This window comes from Microbispora oryzae (genome assembly GCF_017896165.1).
Classification (GTDB): Bacteria; Actinomycetota; Actinomycetes; order Streptosporangiales; family Streptosporangiaceae; genus Microbispora; species Microbispora oryzae.
Genome location: NZ_JAFCNB010000004.1, coordinates 87814 through 112643, shown reverse-complemented (window position 1 = coordinate 112643; position 24830 = coordinate 87814). Strand labels below are relative to the sequence as shown.

Annotated in this window: 23 protein-coding genes; 13 read left to right on the top strand and 10 right to left on the bottom strand. The window is 74.1% G+C overall.

Features of this window, described 5'->3' with window-relative positions; all coding sequences use genetic code 11:
• Positions 1 to 72: 72 nt before the first annotated feature.
• The 10 genes from pobA to JOL79_RS09170 are packed head-to-tail and all read left to right on the top strand — an operon-like array spanning position 73 to position 8250.
• Complete coding sequence (gene pobA / locus JOL79_RS09215) at positions 73 to 1245, top strand: 4-hydroxybenzoate 3-monooxygenase (RefSeq protein WP_210155302.1); 1173 nt, start codon at positions 73 to 75, stop codon at positions 1243 to 1245.
• Positions 1242 to 1997 (top strand): CoA transferase subunit A, encoded by a 756-nt coding sequence (locus tag JOL79_RS09210; RefSeq protein WP_210155301.1) that lies wholly within the window; start codon positions 1242 to 1244, stop codon positions 1995 to 1997. The genes pobA and JOL79_RS09210 overlap by 4 nt, the downstream gene beginning before the upstream one ends.
• The gene (locus tag JOL79_RS09205; RefSeq protein ID WP_210155300.1) at positions 1997 to 2620 is read left to right on the top strand and encodes a CoA transferase subunit B; all 624 of its coding nucleotides are present in this window, start codon (positions 1997 to 1999) and stop codon (positions 2618 to 2620) included. Before JOL79_RS09210 ends, JOL79_RS09205 begins: the two co-directional genes overlap by 1 nt.
• Complete coding sequence (locus JOL79_RS09200; RefSeq protein ID WP_210155299.1) at positions 2617 to 3795, top strand: thiolase family protein; 1179 nt, start codon at positions 2617 to 2619, stop codon at positions 3793 to 3795. Before JOL79_RS09205 ends, JOL79_RS09200 begins: the two co-directional genes overlap by 4 nt.
• Entirely contained in the window at positions 3792 to 4460 is a 669-nt protein-coding gene (gene pcaH / locus JOL79_RS09195; RefSeq protein WP_210155298.1) for a protocatechuate 3,4-dioxygenase subunit beta, read from the top strand. Before JOL79_RS09200 ends, pcaH begins: the two co-directional genes overlap by 4 nt.
• Positions 4457 to 4948, top strand: a complete 492-nt coding sequence (locus JOL79_RS09190) for a dioxygenase family protein (RefSeq protein WP_210155297.1) — start codon at positions 4457 to 4459, stop codon at positions 4946 to 4948. Before pcaH ends, JOL79_RS09190 begins: the two co-directional genes overlap by 4 nt.
• Positions 4938 to 6188, top strand: a complete 1251-nt coding sequence (gene pcaB / locus JOL79_RS09185; protein WP_210155296.1) for a 3-carboxy-cis,cis-muconate cycloisomerase — start codon at positions 4938 to 4940, stop codon at positions 6186 to 6188. The genes JOL79_RS09190 and pcaB overlap by 11 nt, the downstream gene beginning before the upstream one ends.
• Positions 6185 to 6946: a 3-oxoadipate enol-lactonase gene (pcaD, locus tag JOL79_RS09180; RefSeq protein WP_210155295.1), complete on the top strand. Its 762-nt coding sequence runs from the start codon at positions 6185 to 6187 to the stop codon at positions 6944 to 6946. The genes pcaB and pcaD overlap by 4 nt, the downstream gene beginning before the upstream one ends.
• Entirely contained in the window at positions 6946 to 7329 is a 384-nt protein-coding gene (gene pcaC / locus JOL79_RS35380; RefSeq protein ID WP_210155294.1) for a 4-carboxymuconolactone decarboxylase, read from the top strand. The genes pcaD and pcaC overlap by 1 nt, the downstream gene beginning before the upstream one ends.
• A gap of 9 nt (positions 7330 to 7338) precedes the next feature.
• On the top strand, positions 7339 to 8250 hold the full coding sequence (locus tag JOL79_RS09170) for a helix-turn-helix domain-containing protein (protein WP_210155293.1): 912 nt from the start codon (positions 7339 to 7341) through the stop codon (positions 8248 to 8250).
• On the opposite strand, the gene JOL79_RS09165 is transcribed toward JOL79_RS09170, so the two are convergent.
• On the bottom strand, positions 8207 to 9091 hold the full coding sequence (locus tag JOL79_RS09165; RefSeq protein ID WP_372446739.1) for an NAD-dependent protein deacetylase: 885 nt from the start codon (positions 9089 to 9091) through the stop codon (positions 8207 to 8209). The genes JOL79_RS09170 and JOL79_RS09165 overlap by 44 nt on opposite strands.
• A gap of 194 nt (positions 9092 to 9285) precedes the next feature.
• Between JOL79_RS09165 and JOL79_RS09160 the strand changes: the two genes are divergently transcribed.
• The 3 genes from JOL79_RS09160 (at position 9286) to JOL79_RS09150 (ending at position 13334) form a co-directional block, all read left to right on the top strand.
• Positions 9286 to 10251, top strand: coding sequence for a pirin family protein (locus JOL79_RS09160; protein ID WP_210155292.1), 966 nt, complete (start codon positions 9286 to 9288; stop codon positions 10249 to 10251).
• Positions 10252 to 10452: 201 nt separating this feature from the next.
• The gene (locus JOL79_RS09155) at positions 10453 to 10890 is read left to right on the top strand and encodes an ester cyclase (protein ID WP_210155291.1); all 438 of its coding nucleotides are present in this window, start codon (positions 10453 to 10455) and stop codon (positions 10888 to 10890) included.
• Positions 10891 to 11390: 500 nt separating this feature from the next.
• Entirely contained in the window at positions 11391 to 13334 is a 1944-nt protein-coding gene (locus JOL79_RS09150) for an HNH endonuclease signature motif containing protein (RefSeq protein WP_210155290.1), read from the top strand.
• A gap of 293 nt (positions 13335 to 13627) precedes the next feature.
• Here the strand turns inward: JOL79_RS09150 and JOL79_RS09140 are convergent, their stop codons facing one another.
• The 9 genes from JOL79_RS09140 to JOL79_RS09100 all read right to left on the bottom strand — a co-directional run bounded on the left by JOL79_RS09140 (position 13628) and on the right by JOL79_RS09100 (position 24786).
• Complete coding sequence (locus tag JOL79_RS09140) at positions 13628 to 16036, bottom strand: DEAD/DEAH box helicase (RefSeq protein WP_307848420.1); 2409 nt, start codon at positions 16034 to 16036, stop codon at positions 13628 to 13630.
• An 84-nt stretch (positions 16037 to 16120) separates the two neighbouring features.
• Positions 16121 to 16915: an N-acyl homoserine lactonase family protein gene (locus JOL79_RS09135; RefSeq protein ID WP_210155289.1), complete on the bottom strand. Its 795-nt coding sequence runs from the start codon at positions 16913 to 16915 to the stop codon at positions 16121 to 16123.
• Positions 16916 to 16931: 16 nt separating this feature from the next.
• Entirely contained in the window at positions 16932 to 18188 is a 1257-nt protein-coding gene (gene alc, locus JOL79_RS09130; RefSeq protein ID WP_210155288.1) for an allantoicase, read from the bottom strand.
• A complete protein-coding gene (locus JOL79_RS09125) occupies positions 18185 to 18928 on the bottom strand; it encodes an aspartate/glutamate racemase family protein (protein WP_210155287.1) in 744 nt (247 codons plus the stop codon). The genes alc and JOL79_RS09125 overlap by 4 nt, the downstream gene beginning before the upstream one ends.
• Entirely contained in the window at positions 18928 to 20301 is a 1374-nt protein-coding gene (allB, locus tag JOL79_RS09120; protein ID WP_210155286.1) for an allantoinase AllB, read from the bottom strand. The genes JOL79_RS09125 and allB overlap by 1 nt, the downstream gene beginning before the upstream one ends.
• A complete protein-coding gene (locus tag JOL79_RS09115) occupies positions 20298 to 20885 on the bottom strand; it encodes an LOG family protein (protein ID WP_210155285.1) in 588 nt (195 codons plus the stop codon). Before JOL79_RS09115 ends, allB begins: the two co-directional genes overlap by 4 nt.
• 52 nt (positions 20886 to 20937) lie before the next feature.
• Positions 20938 to 21897 carry a metallophosphoesterase family protein gene (locus JOL79_RS09110; protein WP_210155284.1) on the bottom strand — a complete coding sequence of 320 codons (960 nt, stop codon included), beginning with the start codon at positions 21895 to 21897 and terminating at the stop codon, positions 20938 to 20940.
• A complete protein-coding gene (locus JOL79_RS09105) occupies positions 21884 to 22675 on the bottom strand; it encodes a nucleotidyltransferase family protein (protein ID WP_210155283.1) in 792 nt (263 codons plus the stop codon). Before JOL79_RS09105 ends, JOL79_RS09110 begins: the two co-directional genes overlap by 14 nt.
• Positions 22672 to 24786: a PfkB family carbohydrate kinase gene (locus tag JOL79_RS09100; protein ID WP_210155282.1), complete on the bottom strand. Its 2115-nt coding sequence runs from the start codon at positions 24784 to 24786 to the stop codon at positions 22672 to 22674. The genes JOL79_RS09105 and JOL79_RS09100 overlap by 4 nt, the downstream gene beginning before the upstream one ends.
• Positions 24787 to 24830 lie beyond the last annotated feature (44 nt).

Below are 24830 nucleotides of genomic sequence, written 5' to 3'. Positions count from 1 at the left end.
GATGTGGCCGTCGCTTCCACTGAGCGGAAGCACAGCCTACGCGCCGCCGCGCCGGATCACGATGCTCGTCCCATGCACACACAGGTCGCGATCATCGGGGCCGGACCGGCGGGCCTGCTGCTGTCGCACCTGCTCCACCTGCGCGGCATCGGCTCCGTCGTGCTGGAGCGCCGCAGCCGGGCGTACGTGGAGCAGCGGGTCAGGGCGGGGGTGCTCGAACAGGGCACGGTCGACACGCTCGTCGAGTCCGGGGTGGGTGAGCGGCTCCTGCGCGAGGGGCTCCCCCACCGGGGCATCGAGCTGCGGTACGGAGGCGCGGGCCACCGCATCCCGTTCGAGAAACTGGTGCCCGGCCGCACGATCACCGTGTACGGCCAGCAGGAGGTGGTCAAGGACCTGATCGCCGCCCGGCTGGCCGCGGGCGGGGACGTCCGCTTCGAGGTGGACGACGTCGCGCTGCACGACATCGCGACGGACCGGCCGTACGTGACCTTCGGCGGGCTGCGGCTCGACTGCGACGTGATCGCCGGGTGCGACGGGTTCCACGGCGTCAGCAGGCCCTCGATCCCGGCGGGCGCGCTCACCGAGTTTCACCGGGATTACCCCTTCGCCTGGCTGGGCATCCTGGCCCGCGTGCGGCCCTCAAGCGAGGAACTGATCTACGCGAGGAACGAGCGCGGCTTCGCCCTGCACAGCATGCGCACGCCGCAGATCAGCCGCTTCTACCTGCAGGTGCCCCCGGACGACGACGTGGCGGCGTGGCCGGACGAGCGCGTCTGGGCCGAGCTGAAGGCGCGCCTGGAGACGGTGCCGGGCTTCACCCTGGCGACCGGCGAGATCCTGGAGAAGTCGGTCACCCCCATGCGCAGCTTCGTGGCCGAGCCCATGCGGCACGGCCGCCTCTTCCTGGCCGGGGACGCCGCCCACATCGTCCCGCCGACCGGCGCCAAGGGGCTCAACCTGGCGGTGGCCGACGTGCGGGTGCTCACCCGGGCGCTCGCCCGCTTCTTCGCGGACGGCTCGACCGCCCTCCTGGACGGCTACTCCGACGCCTGCCTCCAACGGGTCTGGCGGGCCCAGCACTTCTCCTGGTGGATGACGACGCTGCTGCACACGTTCGAGAGCGACGACGCGTACGGCGGGCGGCTCCAGACCTCCTACCTCGACTACGTCACCTCGTCGGAGGCGGCCGCCACCACGCTCGCGGAGAACTACGTGGGCCTGCCGTACGAGGAGGAGCGGTGAGCAAGGTGATCGCGGACCCGGCGGCGGCCGTGGCCGACGTCGGCGAGGGCGCTTCGCTGGCCGTCGGCGGGTTCGGCCTGGCGGGCGTCCCCACCGTGCTCATCCGGGCCCTGCTCGCGAGCGGCGTGGGCGGGCTGCACGTCGTGTCCAACAACTGCGGGACCAACGGGCGGGGGCTCGGCGAGCTGCTGGCGGCGGGCCGGATCGCCCGGGTGACCGGCTCGTACGTCGGGGAGAACAAGGAGTTCGCCCGGCAGTATCTGGCCGGCCTGGTCGAGGTGGAGCTGATCCCCCAGGGCACGCTGGCCGAGCGGCTGCGCGCCGGCGGCTGCGGCATCCCCGCCTTCTACACGCCGGCCGGAGTGGGCACCGCGGTCGCCGACGGCGGCCTGCCGTGGCGCTATCACCCGGACGGCGGCGTGGCGGTGGCCTCCCCGCCGAAGGAGGTACGGGAGTTCGACGGCGTGCCGTATGTGCTCGAACGCGGCATCGTTCCCGACTTCGCGCTGGTCAGGGCCGCGAAGGGCGACATCCACGGCAACCTGGTGTTCTCGCGGTCGGCGCGCAACTTCAACCCGCTGGCGGCGATGGCCGGGCGGGTGACGATCGCCGAGGTCGAGGAGCTGGCCGAGCTCGACCCCGACGAGGTGCACCTGCCGGGCGTGTTCGTCCAGCGGGTGGTGCCGCTGACGCCCGCCCAGGCGGCGGACAAGGGAATCGAGAAGCTCACCACGACTGCCGGGGACGCCTGATGGGCTGGACGCGGGACGAGATGGCCGCGCGGGCGGCGGCCGAGCTGCCCGACGGCGGGTACGTCAACCTCGGCATCGGCCTGCCCACTCTGATCCCGGGGCACCTGGACGGCCGTGACGTGGTGATCCACTCGGAGAACGGCATCCTCGGGGTGGGCCCGTACCCCCACCCGGACGAGGTGGACCCCGACCTGGTCAACGCGGGCAAGGAGACGGTGACGGTCCTTCCGGGTGCGTCGTTCTTCGACTCCTCGCTGTCGTTCGGGATGATCCGCGGAGGGCACATCGACGTCGCCGTCCTCGGGGCCCTGCAGGTCTCGGCCCGGGGCGACCTGGCCAACTGGGCCGTACCCGGGAAGATGATCAAGGGGATGGGCGGGGCGATGGACCTGGTGCACGGCGCCAGGCGGGTCGTCGTGCTCATGGAGCACACGACCAGGGACGGCTCGCCGAAGATCGTGCGGGAGTGCACCCTGCCGCTGACCGGCCGGGCCTGCGTCGACCTGGTGATCACTGACCTGGCGGTCGTCGAGGTGACGCCGGACGGGCCGCGGCTGGTGGAGACCGCGCCGGGCGTCACGCCGGACGAGGTGCGGGACAGGACGGAGGCGGAGCTGCTGTGAGGGACGTGTACATCGCGGACGCCGTCCGCACCCCGATCGGCAAGTACGGCGGGGCCCTCGCCGGGGTGCGCCCCGACGACCTGGCCGCGGAGGTCGTCCGGGCGCTGCTCGGCCGCTCCCCCGGCCTCGACCCCGGGCGGATCGACGACGTGATCCTCGGCGCGGCCAACGGCGCCGGCGAGGACAACCGCAACGTGGGCCGGATGGCCGCGCTGCTGGCCGGGCTGCCGGTCTCGGTGCCGGGCGCCACGGTCAACCGGCTGTGCGCCTCCGGGCTTGAGGCGGTGATCCAGGCGGCCCGCGCGGTGGCGTGCGGCGACGCCTCCGTCGTCGTGGCCGGGGGCGTGGAGTCGATGAGCCGGGCGCCGTGGGTGCTGCCCAAGCCCGAGCGCGGCTTCTCCCGCGGCCACGAGCAGCTCTACTCCACCACGCTCGGCTGGCGGATGGTCAACCCGAGGATGCCCGAGCGCTGGACGGTGTCCCTCGGTGAGGCGACCGAGATGCTCGCCGCCCGCTACGGCGTCGGCCGGGAGGCCCAGGACGCGTACGCGGCGCGCAGCCACGAGCGGGCCGCCGCCGCGTGGAAGGACGGCCTGCTCGACACCGAGATCCTTCCGATGGAAGGGCTGACCAGGGACGAGACGATCAGGGACGACAGCACGCCGGAGGCGCTGGCCCGGCTGAAGCCCGCCTTCACGGTCGACGGCACGATCACCGCGGGCAACTCCTCGCCCCTCAACGACGGCGCCGCGGCCCTCCTGGTGACCGACGCGGACGGCCTGGCGGAGCACGGCCTGCGCCCGCTGGCCCGGGTAGTGTCGACGGGGACGGCGGGGGTCGACCCGGCCGACTTCGGCATCGGCCCGGTGCACGCCGTGGCCCGGGCGCTGGACCGGGCCGGGATCGGGCTCGGCGACCTCGCCGGCATGGAGCTCAACGAGGCGTTCGCCGCGCAGGTGCTCGCCTGCCTCGCGGAGTGGCCCGAGCTCGACCCGGAGATCGTCAATCCGCTGGGGGGCGCCATCGCCATCGGCCACCCGCTCGGCTGCTCCGGCGCGCGGCTCGCCGGGACGCTGGCCCATCGGCTGTCCCGGCGCGGCGGCGGCCTCGGGGTCGCCACCCTCTGCGTCGGCGTCGGCCAGGGGCTCGCCCTCGTTCTCGAAGGGATGTCATGACCCATCCTCCGTATCTCAGCCCCGGCTACCGCAGCACCGTCCTGCGGGCGCCCTCGCTGCCGCCGGTCGAGATGAAGGCCGACCCGGAGGCCGCCGAGCTGACCTCTCCGGTCTTCGGTCCCACGGAGATCGGCCCGCTGGACGCCGACCTGACCGCCGGGCGCCCGGGCGAGCCGATCGGCGAGCGGATCATCGTGACCGGGCGGATCGTCGACTCCGGCGGCCGTCCCGTGCCCGGCACCCTGGTGGAGATCTGGCAGGCCAACGCCGCCGGGCGGTACGCCCACCAGCTCGACCGGCATCCCGCGCCGCTCGACCCCAACTTCAGCGGGGCGGGCCGGTGCCTCACCGACGACGAGGGGCGCTACCGCTTCGTCACGATCAAGCCGGGTGCCTACCCGTGGCGCAATCACCACAACGCCTGGCGTCCCGCCCACATCCACTTCTCGGTGTTCGGCACGGCGTTCACGGAGCGCCTGGTCACCCAGATGTACTTCCCGGGCGACCCGCTGTTCCCGTACGACCCGATTTTCTGCTCGGTGCCCGGACAGGAGGCCCGCGACCGGCTCGTCGCCGCCTTCGACCTGGACGTCACCGAGCCCGAGTGGGCGCTCGGCTACCGGTTCGACGTCGTGCTCGGCCACACCCCGATGGAGGACCGATGACCACCCCGTCGCAGACCGTGGGGCCGTTCTTCGGGTTCGCCCTGCCGTACGCGGACGACTGGGCGCTGGTCCCCGAGGGCCACCCGGGGGCCGTCCTGATCACGGGACGGGTGCTCGACGGCGCCGGGGAGCCGGTGCCCGACGCCGTGCTGGAGCTGTGGACCGGTGAGACGGGGACACGCGGCGCGCTCGCGCGCGGCGGGCCCGGCGCCTCCGGCTTCGGCCGGTGCGCGACGGAGCCGGACGGCTCCTACCGCTTCCGCGCGGCGCCGCCGGCCGGGCCGTACTACTCGCTGACGGTCTTCGCCCGGGGGCTGCTCCGCCAGGTGCTCACCCGGATCTACCTGGAGGACCGGCCGGACCCGCTGCTCGACTCCCTGCCGCCCGGCCGCAGGGCCACCCTCATCGCGCGGCCGGACGACGCGGGGGCCCACCGGTTCGACGTACGCCTCCAGGGCGAAGGGGAGACGGTGTTCCTTGCGTTCTGACCGTGCCGAGCCGCCGGAGCGGGCCGACCTGGGGCTGCTCTCACCGGTGCGGGCGGGCGGCGCGGCCGAGGCGACGACCGGCGACGCCGCCTGGGTGCGCGCGATGCTGGACGCCGAGGCAGCCCTGGCCCGCGCCCAGTCGCGGCTCGGCGAGATCCCCGGCGACGCCGCCCGGGCCGTGACCGCGGCCGCCCGCGACCTCCGGATCGACCCCTCCGATCTCGCCCTCCGGGCGCGGGACGCCGGCAACCCGGTCGTGCCGCTGATCGCGCGGCTGCGCGGGGCGGTCCCCGGCGCGGCCGGGCACGTGCACCGCGGCGCCACCAGCCAGGACATCCTCGACACCGCGGCGATGCTGGTCGCCGCCCGGACCAGGGCCGTCGTGCTGCCCTTTCTCGGCCGGCTGCTTGACGCCCTCGCCGGGCTGGCCGACGCGCACCGGGACACCCCGATGGCGGGCCGGACGCTCGGGCGGCAGGCCGTGCCGACCGTCTTCGGCCTGCGGGCGGCGGGCTGGCTCACCGGCTGCCTGGACGCCCGCGACCGGCTGGCTGCGGCGCCGCTGCCCGTCCAGCTCGGCGGGGCCGCCGGGACCATGGCCGGGTACGGCGAGCACGCGCTCGCCCTGCTGCCGCTGTTCGCCGAGGAGACGGGCCTGGACGAGCCGGAGCTGCCCTGGCACACCGTCCGCACCCCCGTCACGGGGCTCGCGTCGGCGCTCGCGGGGGTCACCGGGGCGACCGGCAAACTGGCGACGGACGTGATCCTGCTCGCGCAGTCGGAGGTCGGCGAGGCCGGCGAGCCGCCCGCGCCGGGACGCGGCGGGTCGTCGGCCATGCCGCACAAGCGCAACCCGGTGCTCTCCATCATGATCCGCTCGGCCGCCCTCCAGGTGCCCGCGCTCGTCCAGATCATCCTGTCGTCGCAGGTGGCGGAGCACGAACGCCCCGCCGGGGCGTGGCACGCCGAGTGGCAGCCGCTGCGCGAGTGCCTCCGGCTGGCCGGCGGGGCGGCCGAGACCGCCGCGGAGCTCGCGGAGGGGCTGCGGATCTTCCCCGACCGGATGCGGGCGAATCTGGACGGTCTGCTCGCCGTGCTCGCGGAGCACGGCGGGGCTCCGGGCGTGGGAGCCGCGTCCGCCCTGATCGACCGGGCCCTCGCCCGGCACCGGCGCACACGCCCCGGAGGCTGCGGAGACTGCGGAGACTGCGGAGACTGCGGGGAGGCGGCCGCACGATGACACTGCACCATCGGTTCGACGGGCCCGCGGACGCGCCCGTCGTCGTGCTCGGCCCCTCCCTCGGGACCACCGCGGAGGTGTGGGCTCCGCAACTGCCCGCCCTGTGCCGTTCCCTGCGGGTGCTCCGCTACGACCTGCCCGGCCACGGGGGCTCCCCCGCGACGACAGGGGTGACCGTGCCCGGCCTGGCGGCGGAGCTCCTCGGCCTGCTCGACCGGTACGGCCTGGGCACCGTGGCGTACGCGGGCGTGTCGATGGGCGGGGCGGTGGGGACCGCGCTCGCCGTCACCGCTCCGGACCGGATCTCCGCTCTGGCCCTCGTGTGCACCGCCGCGCGTTTCGGCTCGCCGGACGGCTGGCGCGACCGGGCCGCGCTGGTGCGGCGGGAGGGGCTGGAGCCGCTCACCGCCGTCACCGCGCGCCGCTGGTTCACCCCGGCCTTCGACGCGCCGGAGCCGTACCTGGACATGCTGCGGGGAACCGACCCCGAGGGGTACGCCGCCTGCTGCGAGGCGCTGGCCGGGTTCGACCTGCGCGACCGGCTCGGGGAGGTGCGGGCGGCCACGCTGGTGATCGCGGGCGAGGACGACCCCGCCACGCCGCCGGACGACGCGCGGATCCTGGCCGGCGGGATCCCCGGCGCGCGGCTGCTCGTGGTCCCGGGGGCGGCGCACCTGGCGCACGTCGAGCGGCCGGACGTCGTGACGGACGCCCTGGTCCGGCACCTGGCCGCCGGACAGAGGCGGGAGGAGGAGTGATGGACGACCGGTACGGCGAGGGGCTGCGGGTCCGCCGCGAGGTGCTCGGAGACGATCACGTGGACCGGGCCCTGGCCGGCACGACGGAGTTCACGGCGGACTTCCAGGACCTGATCACTCGGTACGCCTGGGGGGAGATCTGGACCAGGCCGGGGCTCGACCGCCGCACGCGCAGTTGTGTCACCCTGACGGCGCTGGTGGCGCGTGGTCACCTGGAGGAGCTGGCCATGCACGTCCGGGCGGCCCTGCGCAACGGGCTGACCCCGGACGAGATCAAGGAGGTGCTGCTGCAGACCGCCGTCTACTGCGGGGTTCCCGCCGCGAACGCCGCGTTCGCCGTCGCGCAGCGGGTCATGGCGGAGAATCAAGACGATTGTCCCTAATGTAGGAATATGTCGGATTCGGGGAAGCTTGCCGCCTTCCTCCGGGCACGGCGACGGATCACCCACGTGGAGGACGTGGGCCTGCCGCCGATGGGAGGCCGCCGCCGGACGCCGGGCCTGCGCCGCGAGGAGGTCGCGATGCTGGCCGGCATCAGCATCGACTACTACGCCCGGCTGGAGCAGGGACGCGAGCGCAATCCCTCCGGCCAGGTCGTCACCGCCATCGCGCGGGCCCTCGGGCTCGACCGGCAGACGACGGCGCACCTCCTGGAACTCGCCCGTCCGACGGCGGAGCGGGCCGGGCCCCCGGCCGCCGAGGACGAGGTGGACGGCAACGTGCTGCGGCTGCTGAGCCACTGGCATCACGCCCCCGCCTACGTGGTCAACCACCGCCTCGACGTGCTGGCGGGCAACCGGGCGGCGGACGCGCTCTACGAGGGTCTGTGGCACCGGGACAACCTGCTGCGCCTCGCCCTGCTCGATCCCGCCGCCCGGGACTTCTACGTGGACTGGGAGAGGGACACCCGGATGAAGGTCGCCCACCTGCGGTCCGCCGCCGGGACGACGGCCGAGGACCCCCGCCTCGCCGACCTGATCCGGGAGCTGTCGGAGGCCAGCGAGGACTTCCGCCGGATGTGGGACATGCACGAGGTGCGGCGCAGGACCCGCGAGAAGGTCCGTTTCCGCCGTCCCGAGGTGGGCGTCGTCCACACGACCATGGAGGTGCTCAGCGTCGACGGCAGCTTCGGCCAGAAGATCGTCGTCTTCCAGGGGGAACCGGGCAGCGTGTCGGAGCGGGCCCTCGCCTCCCTGGCCCGGCGCGGCGCCGGAAAGCCGACCGTCTGGCCCCGGCCGCCGGACCGGCCCCGGCCCGGGATCAGGCCGCCGGCGTCCGGTCCAGCCCCGCCAGAAGCGCCGTGAGCGTGGCCCCGAGCGGCGCGTCGAGAGTCACCAGCGCGTCCTGGTCGCCCCGGGTCTGCCCCCGGTTGACGATCCCCACCGGGATGTCGCGGCCGGCGGCGTGCCGGACGAAGCGGTAGCCCGACATGACGGTCAGGGACGATCCCAGGACCAGCAGCGCGCGTGCCCGCTCGACCATGTCGTAGCACTCCCGCACCCGGGCGGGCGGCACGTTCTCCCCGAAGAAGATCACGTCCGGTTTGAGCAGCCCGCCGCAGGCCAGGCAGTCCACGACCCGGAAGTCCTCCACCTGGTCGTCGGTCAGGACCACGTCGCCGTCCGGGTTGATCTCGCCGGCGCTCGCCTCCCAGGTGGGGTTGGCCTCACGGAGCCGCCGCTCGAGCTCACGCCGCGGGCTGCGTCTGCCGCAGCCGAGGCAGGCGACCCGGTCGAGGCCGCCGTGCAGCTCGATGACCCCGCGCGCGCCCCCGGCCTGGTGCAGGCCGTCCACGTTCTGTGTGATGACCCCCGTCACCAGCCCCCTGGACTGCAGCCGCGCCACGACGTGGTGACCGGCGTTCGGCTCCGCCTTCGTGATGTGCCGCCAGCCCAGGTGGCTGCGGGCCCAGTAGCGACGCCGGGCCGCCGGGCTGCCGATGAACGTCTGGTAGGTCATCGGGTCGGCCCGCCGCGTGCGCCCGGTCTCTCCGCGGTAGTCCGGGATGCCCGACTCCGTCGACAGTCCGGCCCCGCTGAGGACCACCACGCCGCCTCCGGCGAGGAGATCCAGCAGCGTCCGGAACGGGGGGCCGGTGACCACGTCCGGCGGGCCGGGGGGACCTTCGGAAACCGTCCACGTCACCCCTCCATGGTGCCCGATGCGGCGGTGAGGTCGCGCCCGGCCCCGCCGGGTTGTCGGCCGGGTTGTCGGCCGGGTTGTCGGCCGGGTTGTCGGCCGGGTTGTCGGCCGGGTTGCTGGCCGGGTTGTCGGTCGGGTTGGGGCGCGGGCCGGGGGCCGCGGCCGTCCTTGCGGCGTCCGGCGGGTAGGTTGCCAGGGTGAGCGACCTCGACATCAGGCCACAGATCACCCGGCACGGGGGCCGCGACGGCGTCTCCGCCTCACCCGTACGAGAGCTTCTGCCCGGGCGCGAGGTGGCGCTCGGAGAGAGCACCGTGGTGCGGCGGCTGCTCCCCACCCTGGGCAGGCGCATGGTCGGCGCGTGGTGCTTCATCGATCACTACGGGCCGGACGACGTCGCCGGCCGGCCGGGCATGCAGGTGCCGCCGCATCCCCACATCGGACTGCAGACGGTGAGCTGGCTGCTGGACGGCGAGGTGGTGCACCGCGACAGCCTGGGCAGCCTTCAGACGCTGCGGCCTGGCCGCCTCGGGCTGATGACCGCGGGAAACGCCATCGCCCACTCGGAGGTGTCGCCGCCGGAGCACGGCCGTCTCCTGCACGGCGCGCAGCTGTGGGTGGCCCTCCCTGACGCGTTCCGGGCGGTCGACCCGCGATGGGAGTACCACGGCGAGCTGCCGGTGCTGGAGGAGCGCGGGCTGCGCGCCACCGTGATCATGGGTGAGATGGCGGGCGCCGCCTCGCCCGGCACGGCGTACACCCCGCTCGTCGGCGTCGACCTCGATCTCGCTGCGGGCGCGGCTGTCACGCTGCCGCTGGAGCCCGACTTCGAATACGCCGTGCTCTCGGCCTCGGGGGACGCCGAGGTTGACGGGGTGCCGGTGCCCCGGGGCTCCCTGCTCTATCTGGGCTGCGGCCGGCCCGGGCTGGCCCTGCGCGCGGAGTCGGCGAGCCGCCTGCTGCTGCTCGGCGGCGAGCCGTTCGAGGAGCGAATCGTCATGTGGTGGAATTTCGTCGCCCGCAGCGGAGACGAGATCGCCGCGGCCCGGGCCGACTGGATGGACGGCGACCGCTTCGGCACGGTGACCGGATACGACGGGCGGCCCCTCCCCGCCCCGGCGCTGCCGGCACTGCCGCTCAAGCCGCGCGGACGCGCCCGCTGATCCCCTCCGGCGCGGCTTCCCTCTGGCACTGATCCCTCCGGGCGGCACCCTCCGCGCGGCTCCCTCCGGCGCGGCTCCCCCGGAGTAGATCGCCTCCGGCGCCGCCCGGGTCACCGCCGGGCAAAAGGGCGGGACCGATTTCCGCGTGCGCCGCCTTCCGGCGTAGCGTCGTCCTCAGGAGCCGGAAAGGGGGAGCCGGCGATGCCTGACGTCGTCTACCGGCTGATAAACGCGATCAACGCGCATGACCTCGAGTCTTGCCTCGGCTGCTACCACACCGACGCCTTGATGGTCGGGCCGGAACTACAGGCGGAGGGCCTGGAGCAGATCGCCGCCTATCACGCCCATGTCTGGGAGGGCCTTCCCGACATCCGGGTCAACTTCTGGGAACGGATCTCCAGCGGCGACCGGGTGATGATCGAGGGGTGCTCCTGCGCGACACACACGGGTCCGTTCCTCATCGCCGGCGGCGAGGTTGTCGCGCCGACGGGACGGGCCGTCAACTTCCGCGAGTGCTGGGTCTTCACCCTCGAACACGATCTCATCGTCAGCCACCGCCTCTACCACGACCAGATGGAGCTCTACAGCCAGCTCGGCGTGGGGTTGACGATCAAAGTCGCCGAGCCCCCGATCGCCTAGCACGTCCCAAGTCGTTCGAGCTGCGGGGATGGCGCAAGGAGTCGAAGAAGTGGACATCTACCTGGCCGAACGCGAATGCGGCCGCTCTGTCCCTTCTACCGCGACCCACACCCCGGCCTGGCCTGGACATTCCTGAGCCGGGCCCTGAAGTTCCTGGGGCTCCGGTTGTGAATTCCCTGGCTTGTGCCGGTCACGGTCTGTAATGTATCGAACACATGATCGGACTGGTGGGGAGGGGGTGTCTTCGTGTCGGCGGTTCGTGACTCCGGCGTCGGTGGCGTCCCCCGCTCCGGCGATAGGGACAGCGCCGCGGTGCCCACAGAGCTCTGGCCGGGGCCGGACGCTGGTTTCCTTGGGTCGTCCGACTCGGATACTCGTGTCCCGGCGGGCGGGGTGCCGCCACTGCTTGCGGGTACGTGTCTGGATCCTCGCTCCCCCTCCCATGGGCGGCCGGCAGGGCCGCCCGCCGCGGACCCGCGCGGAGACGGCTCGGATGAGTCGTGGATGGCGGACGCCGGGAGTGCGCCGGGATCAGGTCCGCGAGGTGCTGGGGGAGGCGGTGCCGATGCCCCTACGGGCCGCGCCGACGGCCCCGCGCGGACGGCTTCGCGGACGGCTTCGCGGCCGACGCTACCGGCGACGGCGACACAGCCGCTGACACCGCCGGCGACGCGGCCGACGACGTGGCCGACGACGTGGCCGACGACGTGGCCGACGACGTGGACGTCGTGCTGGAGTTGGCCGCCCGGATGGCGCGTAGGCACCGGCAAGACGGTGCGGCGGTGTGTTTGCCGTCGGTTGAGAAGCTGATCCAAGCGATAGATCTGTTGAGTTCGGTGTTCGTGGCGCAGTTGCATCAGGTGCATGTCACCGGTGAAGCCAAGGCGCATGGGCATGCCTCCACCGCTTCATGGCTCCGCTCAACCAGACCGAGCACCCCCACACCCAGCACCCCCACACCCAGCACCCCCACACCCAGCACCCCCACACCCAGCACCCCCACACCCAGCACCCCCACACCCAGCACCCCCACACCCAGCACCCCCACACCCAGCACCCCTGCACCAGACGCGGCGGAGATCGGCGCTGAGGTGCCGGGCGCGCCTGGGCCGCCGGCAGGTGCGGCGGAGACCGGCGCCGAGGCGCCGGGAACGCCTGGGGTGCAGGGGGTGCCGGTTGTGGTGCGGCGTGGTCCGGGGATGACGGGTGCGCAGGCGTCGCGGTGGTTGCGGATCTCCGGTGAGGTGGCGCGCCTCCCGCAGGTGAGGGGCCGCTACCGGGCCGGGTCCTTGTCCGGCGGAGCGGTGGACGCCATTACTACGGTGACGGCGAAGCTGACCGACACGCAGGCCGAGGAAGCCGAAGCGATCCTCGTGCAGTTGGCGGATGCGGCGTCGTGCACGGAGGTGGCCAAGGCGGGCCGGTACATTCGAGAGATTCTGGACCCAGGCAGCCTGGTTGAGGAGTGCGAGGACGACTACGCCTCCCGGTTCCTGCTGATCCGCCCGTCCAGCACCGGCGGAGTGGAAGGCGAGTTCCGCCTGCCCAGGGAGGCGGCGGCCCGGCTGCGGGCGTTCTTGACCTCCTACGCCCGCCCCAAAGACAAGGACGACGACCGGCCACTACGCGTCCGCCAGGCCGACGCCTTCGCCGCCCTGCTGAGCGAGAAGGTCTCCACCGAACTCCTCGTCATGGTCCGCGCCGAGTCCATCCCCGACGACATCCTCACCCCCACCGGCACACCGAAGGCCCCGCCGACCCGAACACAGGACGCCCCGCTGACCGGAGCACAGGACGCCGGGTCGACCGCCGAGCCGACCGGCACCGACCCTCCCAAAACCTCCTCCCACACTGCGCTCGCCGCCGCTACTGGAGTCGCCGAAGACGGCGGCGCTGCCACCACCGAAAAGGCAGGCGCAGACGCGCGGGCGGAGGGGCGGTCGGAGGCACAGGCGGCCGGAGCGCGGGCTGACGCGTGCCGCACCTGCGGGCATGCCCCCAACCGGCTCGCCCCCGGACTGCTCGTCGCCACCGGGCACCTGCTGCCCGTCAGCGACGTCCACCGCCTGGCCCGCACCTCACGCCTGACCCGGATGGTGATGGACGCCAAGGGCCAGATCCTCGACATGGGTCGCTCGGTGCGACTGGCCACCCCAGCCCAGCGCAAAGCCCTGCTGGCGCAGTACGCCACCTGTTACTGCCAGGGCTGCCCGATCCCCGCCACCATGGCCGAAGTCGACCACGTCCACGGCTGGATCGACGACGGCGTCACCAACCTCGACCTGCTCGCCCCCGCCTGCACCTTCCACAACCGCGACAAATTCACCCACCCCCACCGCTACACCACCCACCGCAACCCCAACGGAACCTGGACCCTCACCCACCACCCGAAGGGACGCCTCACCCGGCAGCCCCGAACCGGCCGGGTCACCCAGCCCCCGTGATGGACAACCGGGGCCCGGGACACACTCGGGGACAGATACCGCGCAGGCAGGGCGCGGACGCCGACCGGGCGCGCCGCCGATGCCGCGCGAGTGGCGGGGGTGGCCGTGGAACACCACGCCGACGACCTGCCCCCGCCGGCAACCTGACCCGCGCGGGCGGCCAGGCCCCCGCAGCCCACCGGACCCCCGCGGACGGCCGCAGGCGGCCGGACCCTCGCGGGCGGACCGGCCACCCCATCGAGCGAGCCGCCCACGGCTGGAGCCAAACATGACTGGACCCTGCCATCGATCGTCTACACGATCGAGTCCGAGGGATCCCCCGGAGACCCGCCTGGGCCGACACCGAGGCGTAGGCGCTCCTCCTCGACGATTCGCCGCGCCAGCGCCTGCTCGGACAGGTCGACCGCCTCGGGGGCCGACTCCGCGAGATCGCTGCGCCGGGCGTACGCGTCGAAGAGCGCCGTCTTGCGGCGCAGGATGGCGAGCAGGCGCTCGTCGACGGTGTCGGCGGCGAGCAGGCGGTGCACCTGGACCTTTCGCACCTGGCCCATCCGGTGCGCCCGGGCCACGGCCTGGCTCTCCGTGGTCGGTTTCAGCTGCGGCTCGCAGAGGATCACCACGGTGGCGGCCTGCAGGTTGAGCCCCGTGCCGCCCGCCTCTATCTGCCCCAGCAGGACGGCGTGCCCGGTGACGGCGCCGAACTCGTCGGCGATCCGCTGCCGTTCCGCGGCCGGCACCCGGCCGGAAATGGGACCGTGCACCCCACCGTGCATCCCACGGTGCACCCCACCAGGCACCACACCGCACGCCCCACCGGGACTTCCACCATGCACCCCACCATGCACCCCACCATGCACCCCACCATGCACCCCACCATGCACCCCACCATGCACCCCACCGTGCCCGCGCCGGATGAGCGCCTCCCGGACGACCGCGAGGACGCTGGTGAAGCACGAGAAGACCACGACCTTGGCTCCGTTGCCCGCCGCCTCCTCGACCAGTTCGAGCAGCCGATGGAGCTTCGCCGAGCGGGCGGGCACCTGGTAGGCGGCCCGGCGCATCGCCATGAAGTTGCCCGCGGCCACCGCCCGTCGGTAGGCCGCCAGGTCGGCCTCGCTGAGCTCCTCCCACTCGTCCACGTGCACGAGATCGGGCAGCTCGGGCAGCACGTCCACCTGGTTCCTGCGCAGGTAGACGGGGGCGACGGCGCGGCGGAATGCCTGGGCGCCCGCGGCCGCGTCGCTGCCGCGGATCTCGGCGGCCAGCTCCGGCCGCAGATGGCCGACCAGGGCGCGGAAGTCCTCCACCCGGTTCTCCATCGGCGTGCCGGTGAGGAAGATCACGCGGTCGGCGCGGCGGCACCATTCGGCGACCGTCCTCGATCGGCGGGCCTCCGGGTTCTTCACATAGTGGGCCTCGTCGACCACCAGCGCGCCGATGTCGATCTCCGCGGGTATCCGCAGGCTGTGCAGGGTGTCCAGGGTGGTCACGGCCACTCCCCCGGCGCGGGCCCACTCGGCCAGCGCCGCCGCGCGGAACTGGCCGTGCGTCCGGTACGCCCGGAGCGTGCTGCGGCTCTCCACCTCGCGGATCCAGTTGATCAGCACGCTGGCGGGGCAGGCGACCAGGAAGTGACGGGCGCCCGCGGCGCTGAGGTGGGCGAGGACGGCGACCGCCTGGACCGTCTTGCCGAGCCCCATCTCGTCGCCGAGGATCACCCGCCGCTGGGCGAGCGCGAACCGCGCGCCGAACGCCTGGTAGCCGCGCAGCGAGACCCTGCGGTGGGTGTCGTCGAGCGGCTGCGCCCTGATCAGGGTGGCCAGGTCGTCGGGCACGAACCCCTCAGCGGCGACCCGGTCGGGCCCGACGGCCGCGACCTCGGTGAGCAGGCCGTAGTAGTCGGCGGGCCTGACCTCGAAGTCGGCCCACGCCTCGAACGGCGCGGGCGACGGCCGGAGCAGGTCGACGACGGCCTGGTTCAGCAGGAGCCGGGTGCCGTGCGCCCGCGCCTCGCCGAGCGCGGCCCGCAGCCGCGCGAGCGCCTCACGGGCCCGGCGGCGGCGCCGTGTCCCGGCGAGCAGCATGCGCAGCCGGCCCCGGGCCGGCCGGGCCGCTGCCACCAGCGGGGCCAGCGTCCGCTCGGCCTCGGCCGCGGCGGCGACGGCGCGCGGCAGGTCGGGGCCAGCCCCCACCAGCGGCCGGAGCGCGGCCAGCAGCGCCGTCGATGCGTCGTCCCGCTCGCCGGGGTCGATCCGGACGGCGACCGCGTCGGCCGCGGCCTCCTCGATCTGCCGGGCGGCGGCCACGACCTGCGCGGCCGTCCGCGCGCCCACCCCGGGTACGAGCTGCAGCGCGTACGGCGTGGCCTCCAGGACGTCGAGCACGCTGCGATAGCCGGCCTGTTCCAGCAGACCCAGGCGCAGCCGACCGTCGGTGACGTCCCGCAGCCGGCTCACGGGCACGAGGGCCAGCCCGTCGCGGGCCAGCCGCATCCGCACCGCGGACACCGCCCGCCGCACCTCCGCGCGGGCGCCGGCGTCGTCCGCCAGCAGGGCGCGGGCGTCCGCGAGTAACCGCTCCGCCTCACTCAGCAGGTCGCGGGCCGCCCGCCCGGCGGCGCAGACCTCGCCGTCCGGCGCGTCGTCCCGCTCCCGCGCTCCCTCCTGCCGCAGCACCGCCACACCGCCCTCGCCCTTCCCCACCGGGCCCGGATCTCCCGATGCACGGCAGTTACGGTGACCAAACGCGGGGGCGCTGTCAATGGCGGCAATGGGGGGCTGCCGTGATCAGGCACGGAAGGCGGCGGCGAACCGTGCGGTGTACGCCGGCCAGGCCACCGGGTCGTGGCCCGGGATGAGCGGATACCCTCGGGCGGCGGCGATGGCCTTCAGCTTGCGGATCTGCTCGACGGTGGCCTCCGGCCCGCAGTCGATGAATCCGCCCACGGCCACCTCGCGCTCGATGTTCTCCGTCAGGTCGGCCGCGTCGAACGCGAAGACGAAACCACCGCCCCCCAAGGAGTCGTCGAGGTCCACGACGAAGCTCTGGTGGCCGGGGGTGTGGCCCGGCGTCGGCACCGCGGTGACGCCGGGGGCGATCTCGGCCTCCCCGTCGGCGAGCCGCCAGTCGATCCTCGGGTCGTCGAAGTCGATACGGAAGATGCCGTGCTCCTCGGCGTCCCCGGACAGGCCGTACTCCAGCTCGGCGCGCTGGGCGTGGACCGGCACCCGCCCGGCGAAGTGCTTGAGGCCGCCCGCGTGGTCGAGATGGAGATGACTCACGGCCACCGCGTGGATCGCGTCCATGGGGATGCCCACGTCCGCGAGCGCCTCCTCCAGCGGTTCTCCCGGTCCGGGCAGCACGGGCAGGTACTCCGGCCCGGGATGGAAGCGCCGGGCGAGAGCGGCGTCGCGGATCAGCGCGGTGTTGAAGCCCGTGTCGAGCAGCACCCAGCCGCCGTCCGTCTGCAGGAGGACGCCCGGCACGGGCTCACGCAACCGCTCCCCCGAGACGTCGCCGTGGAGGGAGACGCTCTTCGGCAGGTCCTCCCAGCCGAGTGTCAGCAGCACAATCCGCCGCACACCGGTTCCCATCGCGTCAGACCCCCGGCTCGTCGGGCGAACCCGTCAACCATGCCGCGATCACGGCCCCCTCACCCTCCGGCAGGAGGGCGGCGAGCGGCCCGGGGCCCTGTTCCTGGCCGTGTTCCCAGCCGTGTTCCTGGCCGTGTTCCTGGCCTGACGGGAACGGCCGGGCCGCGAGCAGCCGCCCGGCGGCCTCCTCGCCCACGCCCGCCGCGGCCAGGCAGCTCGCCGCCTGCCGCTCGGGCAGGGCGTTGAACCAGCGGAAGCCGGCCCTGCGCCGGGCCTCGCGGTCGGGCACGCCGATCAGCCTGACCCGCGAGATGCCGCCGTCGGGGTACGCGTCGACCCGTACGGCAGCCGCCGGGGCGGTGGGCCGGGGCAGGGTGAACACGTGCCGCGTGTCGGGCTGGAGCCGGGTGCGGGGCAGGATCGGGAACCAGGCCGCCGAGCCGGGGTCGTCCGTCTCCTCCCCGCCGGGCGGACGGCCGTACAGCTCGATCTCGCCCGTGGCGTTGTACTTGAAGTGGCTGGTGTCGATCTCGATCTGCCGCAGCCGGCCCGTCGCGGCCAGCCTGATCACGGCGTAGTCATGCCCGGAGTCGCGGCGGCGGCTCGTCTCCCAGCCCTCCCCCATCGTCCGCGCCCGGTCCGGCCGGTTCAGCAGGTCCGCCGAGGTGTAGAAGTCGTCGCTGCTGGCCACCACCAGGCCGCCGTGCTCCTGGCTCGCCAGGTCGACGGTCAGCCCGTCCCAGCGCCGGGGGTCGGGCACGACCTCGCCGTACGCCCGCAGCCGGGCGACGCCGCCGTCCGGCTCGATCGACAGCCGCAGGTGGGTGAAACGGCGCGGGTCGGCGACCGGGAAGAGGTTGTGCGCGTCGCCCTTGAGGGGTCCGCGCGGCACGATCTCCACCCACTCCGCGCCGGGGCCGGTGAGGTCGTCCACGTCCGGGTGGCCCTCCATCCCGCACGCCTCGATCCGGCAGTACGGCGGGTAGTTGCCGGTGAAGAAGGAGGTGTCGACGTCCACCTCGGCGATCGTCCCGGGGGCGCCGAGCCGGACGATCACCCAGTCGTGGCCGGGCTCGCCGCGGCGGCGCCGGGTCTCCCAGCCGTCGACGATCTCGCCGCGGTGGTCGTAGTGGCCAGGCACGAAGTCGGCCGGGGCCGGCACCAGCAGATTCTCCTTCAGGCCGAACGACTCGTCGCTGGCCGCCACGACGCCGCCGCCGAGCCAGCGGGAGGCCAGGTCGAGCCGCTTCCCGCCGCTCATCGGACGGCCGCCTTCAGGTGCCGGGAGAGCGGCCACGCCGGAATCCGCTTCGGGTCCGGGGCGGCGTACGTGCAGACCTTGCTGGTCCGCAGGCCGAGCCCGGCCACCGCCTCGGCCAGCCGCACGCCGGCGGCGACGCCGTCGACCACCGGTACGCCGAGACGCGCGGTGATCGCCTCGTCGAGCCCGGCCATGCCGCCGCAGCCCAGGCAGATCACCTCGGCGTGGTCGTCGCGGACGGCGCGCCCCGCCTCGGCGACGATCTCCTCCATCGCGGCGGCGGGGTCGTCGTCCACCTCCAGAGTCGACAGGCCGCAGGCCCGCACCGAGGCGCAGCGGTCGGCGAGCCCGGCCAGCCGCAGCCGGTCCTCGATGGCGCCCACCGACCGCTGGAGCGTCGTCACCACCGAGTAGCTCCGCCCGATCATCTGGGCCACGTGCGCGGACGCCTCGGCAATGTCGATCACGGGCACGTCCACGATCTCCTGCACCCCCTCGCGCCCATGTTCCCCGAACCCGGCGAGGACCACCGCGTCGTACGGCTCGCCGAGGGTGAGGAGCCGGTCCATCACCGCGACGGCCGACAGGTAGCTCTCCATCGCGCAGTCGATGGCCTCCGGACCGTACTCGGGCTGGACGGCGAGGATCTCGGTGCCCGGCGAGGCGGCGCTCCGCGCGGCGTGGCCGATGGCGTCGGTCATCGACCGCGAGGTGTTGGGGTTGACCACGACTATCTTCACTAGGTGTCCTCCGGTCGGTCGGTCGACGGGGTCAGCAGGCGGCCGGCGGGGCGCGCCGGGCCGGCGGGGCGCCCCCGCAGCCAGGTGCGGCGCACCACGCCGTGGAGCCGGCGGCCGGCGTACGGGGTGACGGGCTGACGATGGTGCAGTTCCTCGGGGCGGACGGTGAACGTCTCGTCGGGGGCGAGGACGAACAGGTCGGCGTCGCGCCCGGCGACGATGCCGCCCTTGGCCGTCAGGCCGGCGAGCCTGGCCGGGCGCTCGCTCATCCAGCCGGAGACGCGCGCCAGCGGCACGCCGCGCCGCCGGGCCTCCGTCCAGACCACGGGCAGCGCGAGCTGGAGGGAGGAGACTCCGCCCCACGCCGCACCGAAGTCGCCGGTCTCCCGGTGCTTCAGCTCGGCCGCGCAGGGCGAGTGATCGGAGACGACGACGTCGAGCGTGCCGTCGCCGAGGGCCGCCCAGAGCCCGTCGCGGTTGACACCCTCCCGTACGGGCGGGCAACAGGCGAACTCGGTCGCCCCGTCGGGGATCTGCTCCGCGGCCAGCGTCAGATAGTGGGGGCAGGTCTCGGCGGTGATCCGCACGCCGTCGCGGCGGGCCGCCGCGATCAGCGGCAGCGATCCGGCCGCGGAGACGTGCACGATGTGGGCGCGCGCCCCGGTCAGCCGGGCCGCCTCCACCACCGCCGCGACCGCGGCCTCCTCGGCGGACGGCGGACGGGACCGGAGGAAGTCCGCGTAGCGGCGTCCCGCGGCGCGGGGGGCGCGGGCGAGCTCGGCCTCGCTCTCGGCGTGCACGAGCAGGAGGGCGTCGTACTCGCGCAGCGTCCGCATGAGGGCGGCCAGCTCCGCGGGAGAGACGGGCGGCAGATCGGGCGCCCCCGCGTCGGCCAGGAAGCACTTGAAGCCCATCACGCCGGCCCGGTGGAGCTCCGCCAGATCCCCCGCGTTGCCTGCGTGCGCGCCGCCCCAGAAGCCGACGTCGACGTGGCACCGCCCGCGCGCCGCCTCTCGCTTGAGCCGCAGCGCGGTCACGTCCGTGGTGGCGGGCACGCTGTCGACCGGCATGTCGATCAGGGTCGTGATCCCGCCCGCGGCGGCGGCCCGCGTCGCCGACGCGAAGCCCTCCCAGTCGGCGTGCCCCGGATCGTTGAGGTGGACGTGCGTGTCGACCAGGCCGGGCAGCACGACCTCGTCCGCGCCGACCTCGACGACCTCACCGGCGGTCCGCGCCGCGGCCGTGTCGTATGGGCCGACGGCGGCGATCCGGCCGTCCCGCACGGACACGGCGGCGGGGACCTCGCGCCCGCCGATCACGGCCCGCCGCGCGAGGATCACCAGATCGGGCGGGGCCGAGGGGGCCGCGGTCATCCCCGGGGCCCCGAGGTCGCGAGGGGGCCGTCCGTCACGAGCCGTTCCAGCAGCGACACGGCCTCGTCCACGTCTCCGGCGACCGGCGCGAGCCGCAGGTCGCCCGGGCCGACGACGAGGTCGGCGGCGAACGCCTCGCGCAGCCGCCGCCAGCGCGGTCCGAGCAGCACGAGCCGGGCGGCGCCGGGCTCGGTCTGCAGGGCCGACCAGACCACGGCCGCCTCCGCGAGCGTGCCCACCCCGCCCGGCAGGGCGACCACCGCGTCGGCGGCGAGCAGGTGGCGCAGCCGCTCCGAATAGTCGGCGGCCCAGCGCAGTTCGGTGCACCACGGGCTGGGCGTGAGGCCGGTCCATGCCGTCATGGGCAGCCCGACCACGGCCGCCCCCGCCTCGCGGGCGCCCCGCGCGGCCGCGCCCATCAGGCCGGCGTACCCGCCGGTCATCAGCCGCCAGCCCCGGCGGCCGAGCGCCGTGCCCAGGGCCAGGGCGTCCCGCCACGCGGGATCCGGCTCCTCGACCCGGGCCGACCCGACGACCGCGACGGTGGGCGGCCCCGGCGGACGCGACCCCCGCCCGACCGGCACATCCGGGTTATCCGGGTTATCCGGGCGATCCGTCTTATCCGTCTTATCCGTCTTATCCGGCGACGAGCTGATAGCCACGGAGCCCCTTCTTCGTCGACAGGGTGATCAGCGCGCCGCGCAGCACGCCCTCGGAGTATTCGCTGCCGGGGTTGATCGACCGGGATCCGCCGACGACCGCCTCGCCGCGGGACTCGTGGATGTGACCGTGGAGGCCGAGCAGCGGGCGGTAGGTCGCCATCGCGTCGCGCACCGCGCTCGACCCCACTCCGGTGATCACCGGGCTGCCCGCCTTCATGACCGGGCGGAACTCGTCGTCCAGCGCCATCGCCTGGTCGATGGGGGTGTCCTTCGGCGGGACGTGCAGGTTGAAGACGGCCTTCGACATGTCGGGGACCCTGGCCGCCTCCCGCGCGATCCTCTCGGCGAGCTGGTCTTCGGGCAGCTCCCGCGGCGACTTCCACGGAGTCGGGTTGGAGTAGCCGACCGAGATCATCGTGAAGCCGCCGGGCAGCTCGACCAGCCGGCCCTCCGGGTTGAGCAGCATGTCGGAGGAGCCGAGCACCTCGTCGACGAACAGCGGATCGTCGTTGCCCGGCGCCAGCAGGCACATGATGCCGGTGCCCGCCAGCCGTTCCTCGGCCAGCGCCATCCACGCCGACAGCGTCTGGTGCATATGGGTGCGGAACGTCTTGTCCACGAGCTCCGGGTGCTCGCGGAACTCCGCGATCTCGTCGGGCGTGGTGTCGTACGCGTAGAAGCCGGCGTCGGCGATCGTCTTGCGCAGGGCGGGCAGCTCCTCGGCGCTCACCTCCCGGTCGCGGCCGAACAGGTGGGAGGTGAAGCGCCCGCCGGCGGTCGCGATGACGGGCACCAGCATCTTGCCGGTGATGTCCCCGCCCATGATCAGGACGTCCGCGCCGTAGAACTTGCCGGCGTTGACGAACTTGCGGAAGCAGCGGTCCGACCCGTGGATGTCGGTGGCGAAGAAAATCTTGACGTCACGGCTGCGCACCGATCGGCCCTCCGATCTCGTCGGGAAGCTCGTACCAGGGGATGCGGCGGCCCACCTTGCCCCGGGCGCGCCATTTGAGCGACTTGGGCGCCGCGGCGAGCCCGTCGGCGATGCCGGCGGCCCGCCCCGCCACGGTCTCGGCGGCCGGGCCGGGCAGCAGCTCGGCCGCGAGGCCGGGAAGCCGGGAGAGGTTGTCGGTGAAGGTGGTGTACCAGCCCCAGTCCGAGCTGGTCACCCGCACCAGCCGGTCGAGGCTGACGTGGTCGTCGCCGCCGGGGGCGGGCGCGTCCGGCGGCGCCACCTCGTGGGTGAGCAGGATCGTCAGCGCGTCCGTCAGGTCCTTGAGGTTGACCTCGACCACCTGCAGCTTGGTGAGCAGCAGGTCGGCGGGGGCGAGCGTCTCCGGGTGCAGCCCGAGCCGGTCGGCCAGGTCGAGGCTGTGGCACATCTGGAAGCCGCCCACGAAGACGTCGAGCTTCCGGTCGTTCGCCTCGTCGCCGTAGAGCAGCCTGCGATCGCCCCGCATGTTGTTGAACCGCACGTTGGGCGTGTAGCCGAGCTCCTCCATGGCGGCCCGGAACGCCTTGCCCTCCCTGGGGTGGATCACCAGGTCGATGTCGCCGTACTCACGGCCGAGGGCGGCGGGCACGTCGCGGTGGCGGTGCCGGGCGACGGCCAGCCCGCCGATCAGCCGTACGGCCAGGCCGCGCTGAGCGAACGCGCCGAGCAGGCGCTCCGTCTCCGCCTCGATGTCACGCAGGGGCACCGCGGGGCTCATGCCGGCTCTCCGATCACCACTCGGTGGATCGTGTCGTAGTGCTCGGTCCTGGCCTCCTCGCTGGGGAAGTTGTAACTCTGCTTGCCCAGCGCCTCGGCGAGGTGGAAGCCGAGCAGACTCAGCGGGAGGGCGGCCAGCAGCGGGGAGAACTCCTCGGGCAGTCCCTCGGCCAGCGGCAGATGCAGCGCGGGCAGCGCGGGCGCGGCGTCGCTCACGACGACGGCCGACGCGCCGATGAAGTCGATCTCGCTGAGGATCTCGGCGGCCCGGTCGGCACCCGCCCCCGTCGGTGCGATCACGACGACCGGGGTCCCGGGCGAGGTCACGAAATACTCCTCGTGCGCCCACTCCTCGATGTTGGTGCTCAGGCCCACGAGCTGCGGGCCCTCGAAGAGCTTGGCCGCGCCGAACTTGGCGGACGCCTCGTTTGGCCCGGCGCCGAGGAATGCCGTCCACCCGTGCTCGGCGATCGCCTGGGCCGCCTTCTCCGCCGGTCCCGCGTTGGCGAGCAGGGTCCGTTCCGCGAGGGCGGGCGCCGAGTCCAGCGCGGCGCGCGCCGCTCCGACGTCGCGGCCCCGGGCGGCGCCCCAGCGCAGGGCCAGGTCGGCCAGGGTCGCGACGAGGCCGAGATAGGTGCTGGTGCCGGGCGAGAAGCCGAGCGTCGGGACGTCAACGGGCAGCACGGTGTCGGCCGCCGCGGCGAGCGCCCCCTCACGGTTGTTGGTCAGCGCCACGGCGAAGTGGCCGAACCTGCGGGCCTGCGCCGCGGCCTCGGTCGTCCTGCCGACCTTCCCGGAGAACGACACGCACACCACGGCGCTGCGCTCCGGCAGGTAGCGCACCTGGTAGCGAGCGAAGTCGAGGGCGTGCACGGCCCTGGCGGAGACGCCCGCGTGCCGCTGGAAGGCCAGCGCCGTGGCCAGCCCCGCGAAGTAGGAGTCGCCGCAGCCCACCAGGAAGACGTGTTCGACGCCCCGCTCCACCAGCGTCGCGGCGAGCCGGGCCACCTCCCCGCCGGGATCGGCGAGGTGACGGGCCACCACCTCGGGGATCATGGTGATCTCGCGCCGCATGACGTCGATGTCGTACGGCGCCACACTGGGCGCATCGGGCGATTTGTCCGTTTGACCCCTTTCATCCGACCCGGCGGATTCGGGAGTGGCGTCGCCGTCGGCGTCGGTGACGCCGTCGAGGGCGGCGTACTGGCGGGCGGCCTCCTCCGGCTCCAGGCCGGCCAGCGCGAGCGAGCCGATCCCGGCGACCGCCCAGGCCGCCGTGGCGGCTCCCCGCCGCACCGCCTCGGCCAGCGGGAGTCCCGCGGCGAGCGCGGCGGCCAGCGCGCCGCAGAACGTGTCGCCCGCGCCCGTGGCGTCCACGGCCTCCGTGGGGAACGCGGGCACCTCCACCTGGGGCCCGTCGCCCGCGTCGACCAGCGCGCCGGCGGCCCCCAGCTTCACCACGACCGCGGGCACGCCAAGCCCCCGCAGCCACGCCGCCGCCCGGGGCGGGTCGTCGTATCCCGCGAGGGCGGCGAGCTCGTCCCGGCTCGGGACGAAGACGTCCGCCCGGACGGCGAGGCCGGTGACCGCCTCGCCGTCCCCCGCCCAGTCCTCGTGGGTGTCCAGGGTGATCAGCGCGCCGGGGGCGCGCCTGCGGACGTGCTCCACAAGGGCGGCAGCCGCGGCCAGCGGCATGGCGGCGACGTGCACCACGGGCGCGGGCTCGTCCCACAACCACGCGTCCGGGACGTCCTCGGGGCGCACCGCGACCTGCGCGGAGCGCTCCCTGGGCGTGCGGTAGATCCAGTGCCGCCGGCCGTCCTCCTCGTACACGACCCAGTTGCGTACGGTCGGGCCGTCGACGGTGCGGACGCCCGACGTGTCCACCTCCAGCCGTTCCAGCGCCTCGAGGATCCCGGGGGGAAGGTCGTCGCCGCGTCTGGTGACGACGCCGACGGCCGGGTTCCACAGCCGGGCGGCCAGCACGGCGTAGACCGCGTTGCCCCCGGGGGAGCCCATCCGCACGGTGCCGTCGGGGTGGATGACGTCGTCGATGGTGAGATTGCCGATGACCAGCACCCGCCGGGCTCCGGCGGCACCGGGCAGAGCCATGAGAGCAGCTCCTTCGTGGTTATGGAAACGCGTTGTGGGGAGGC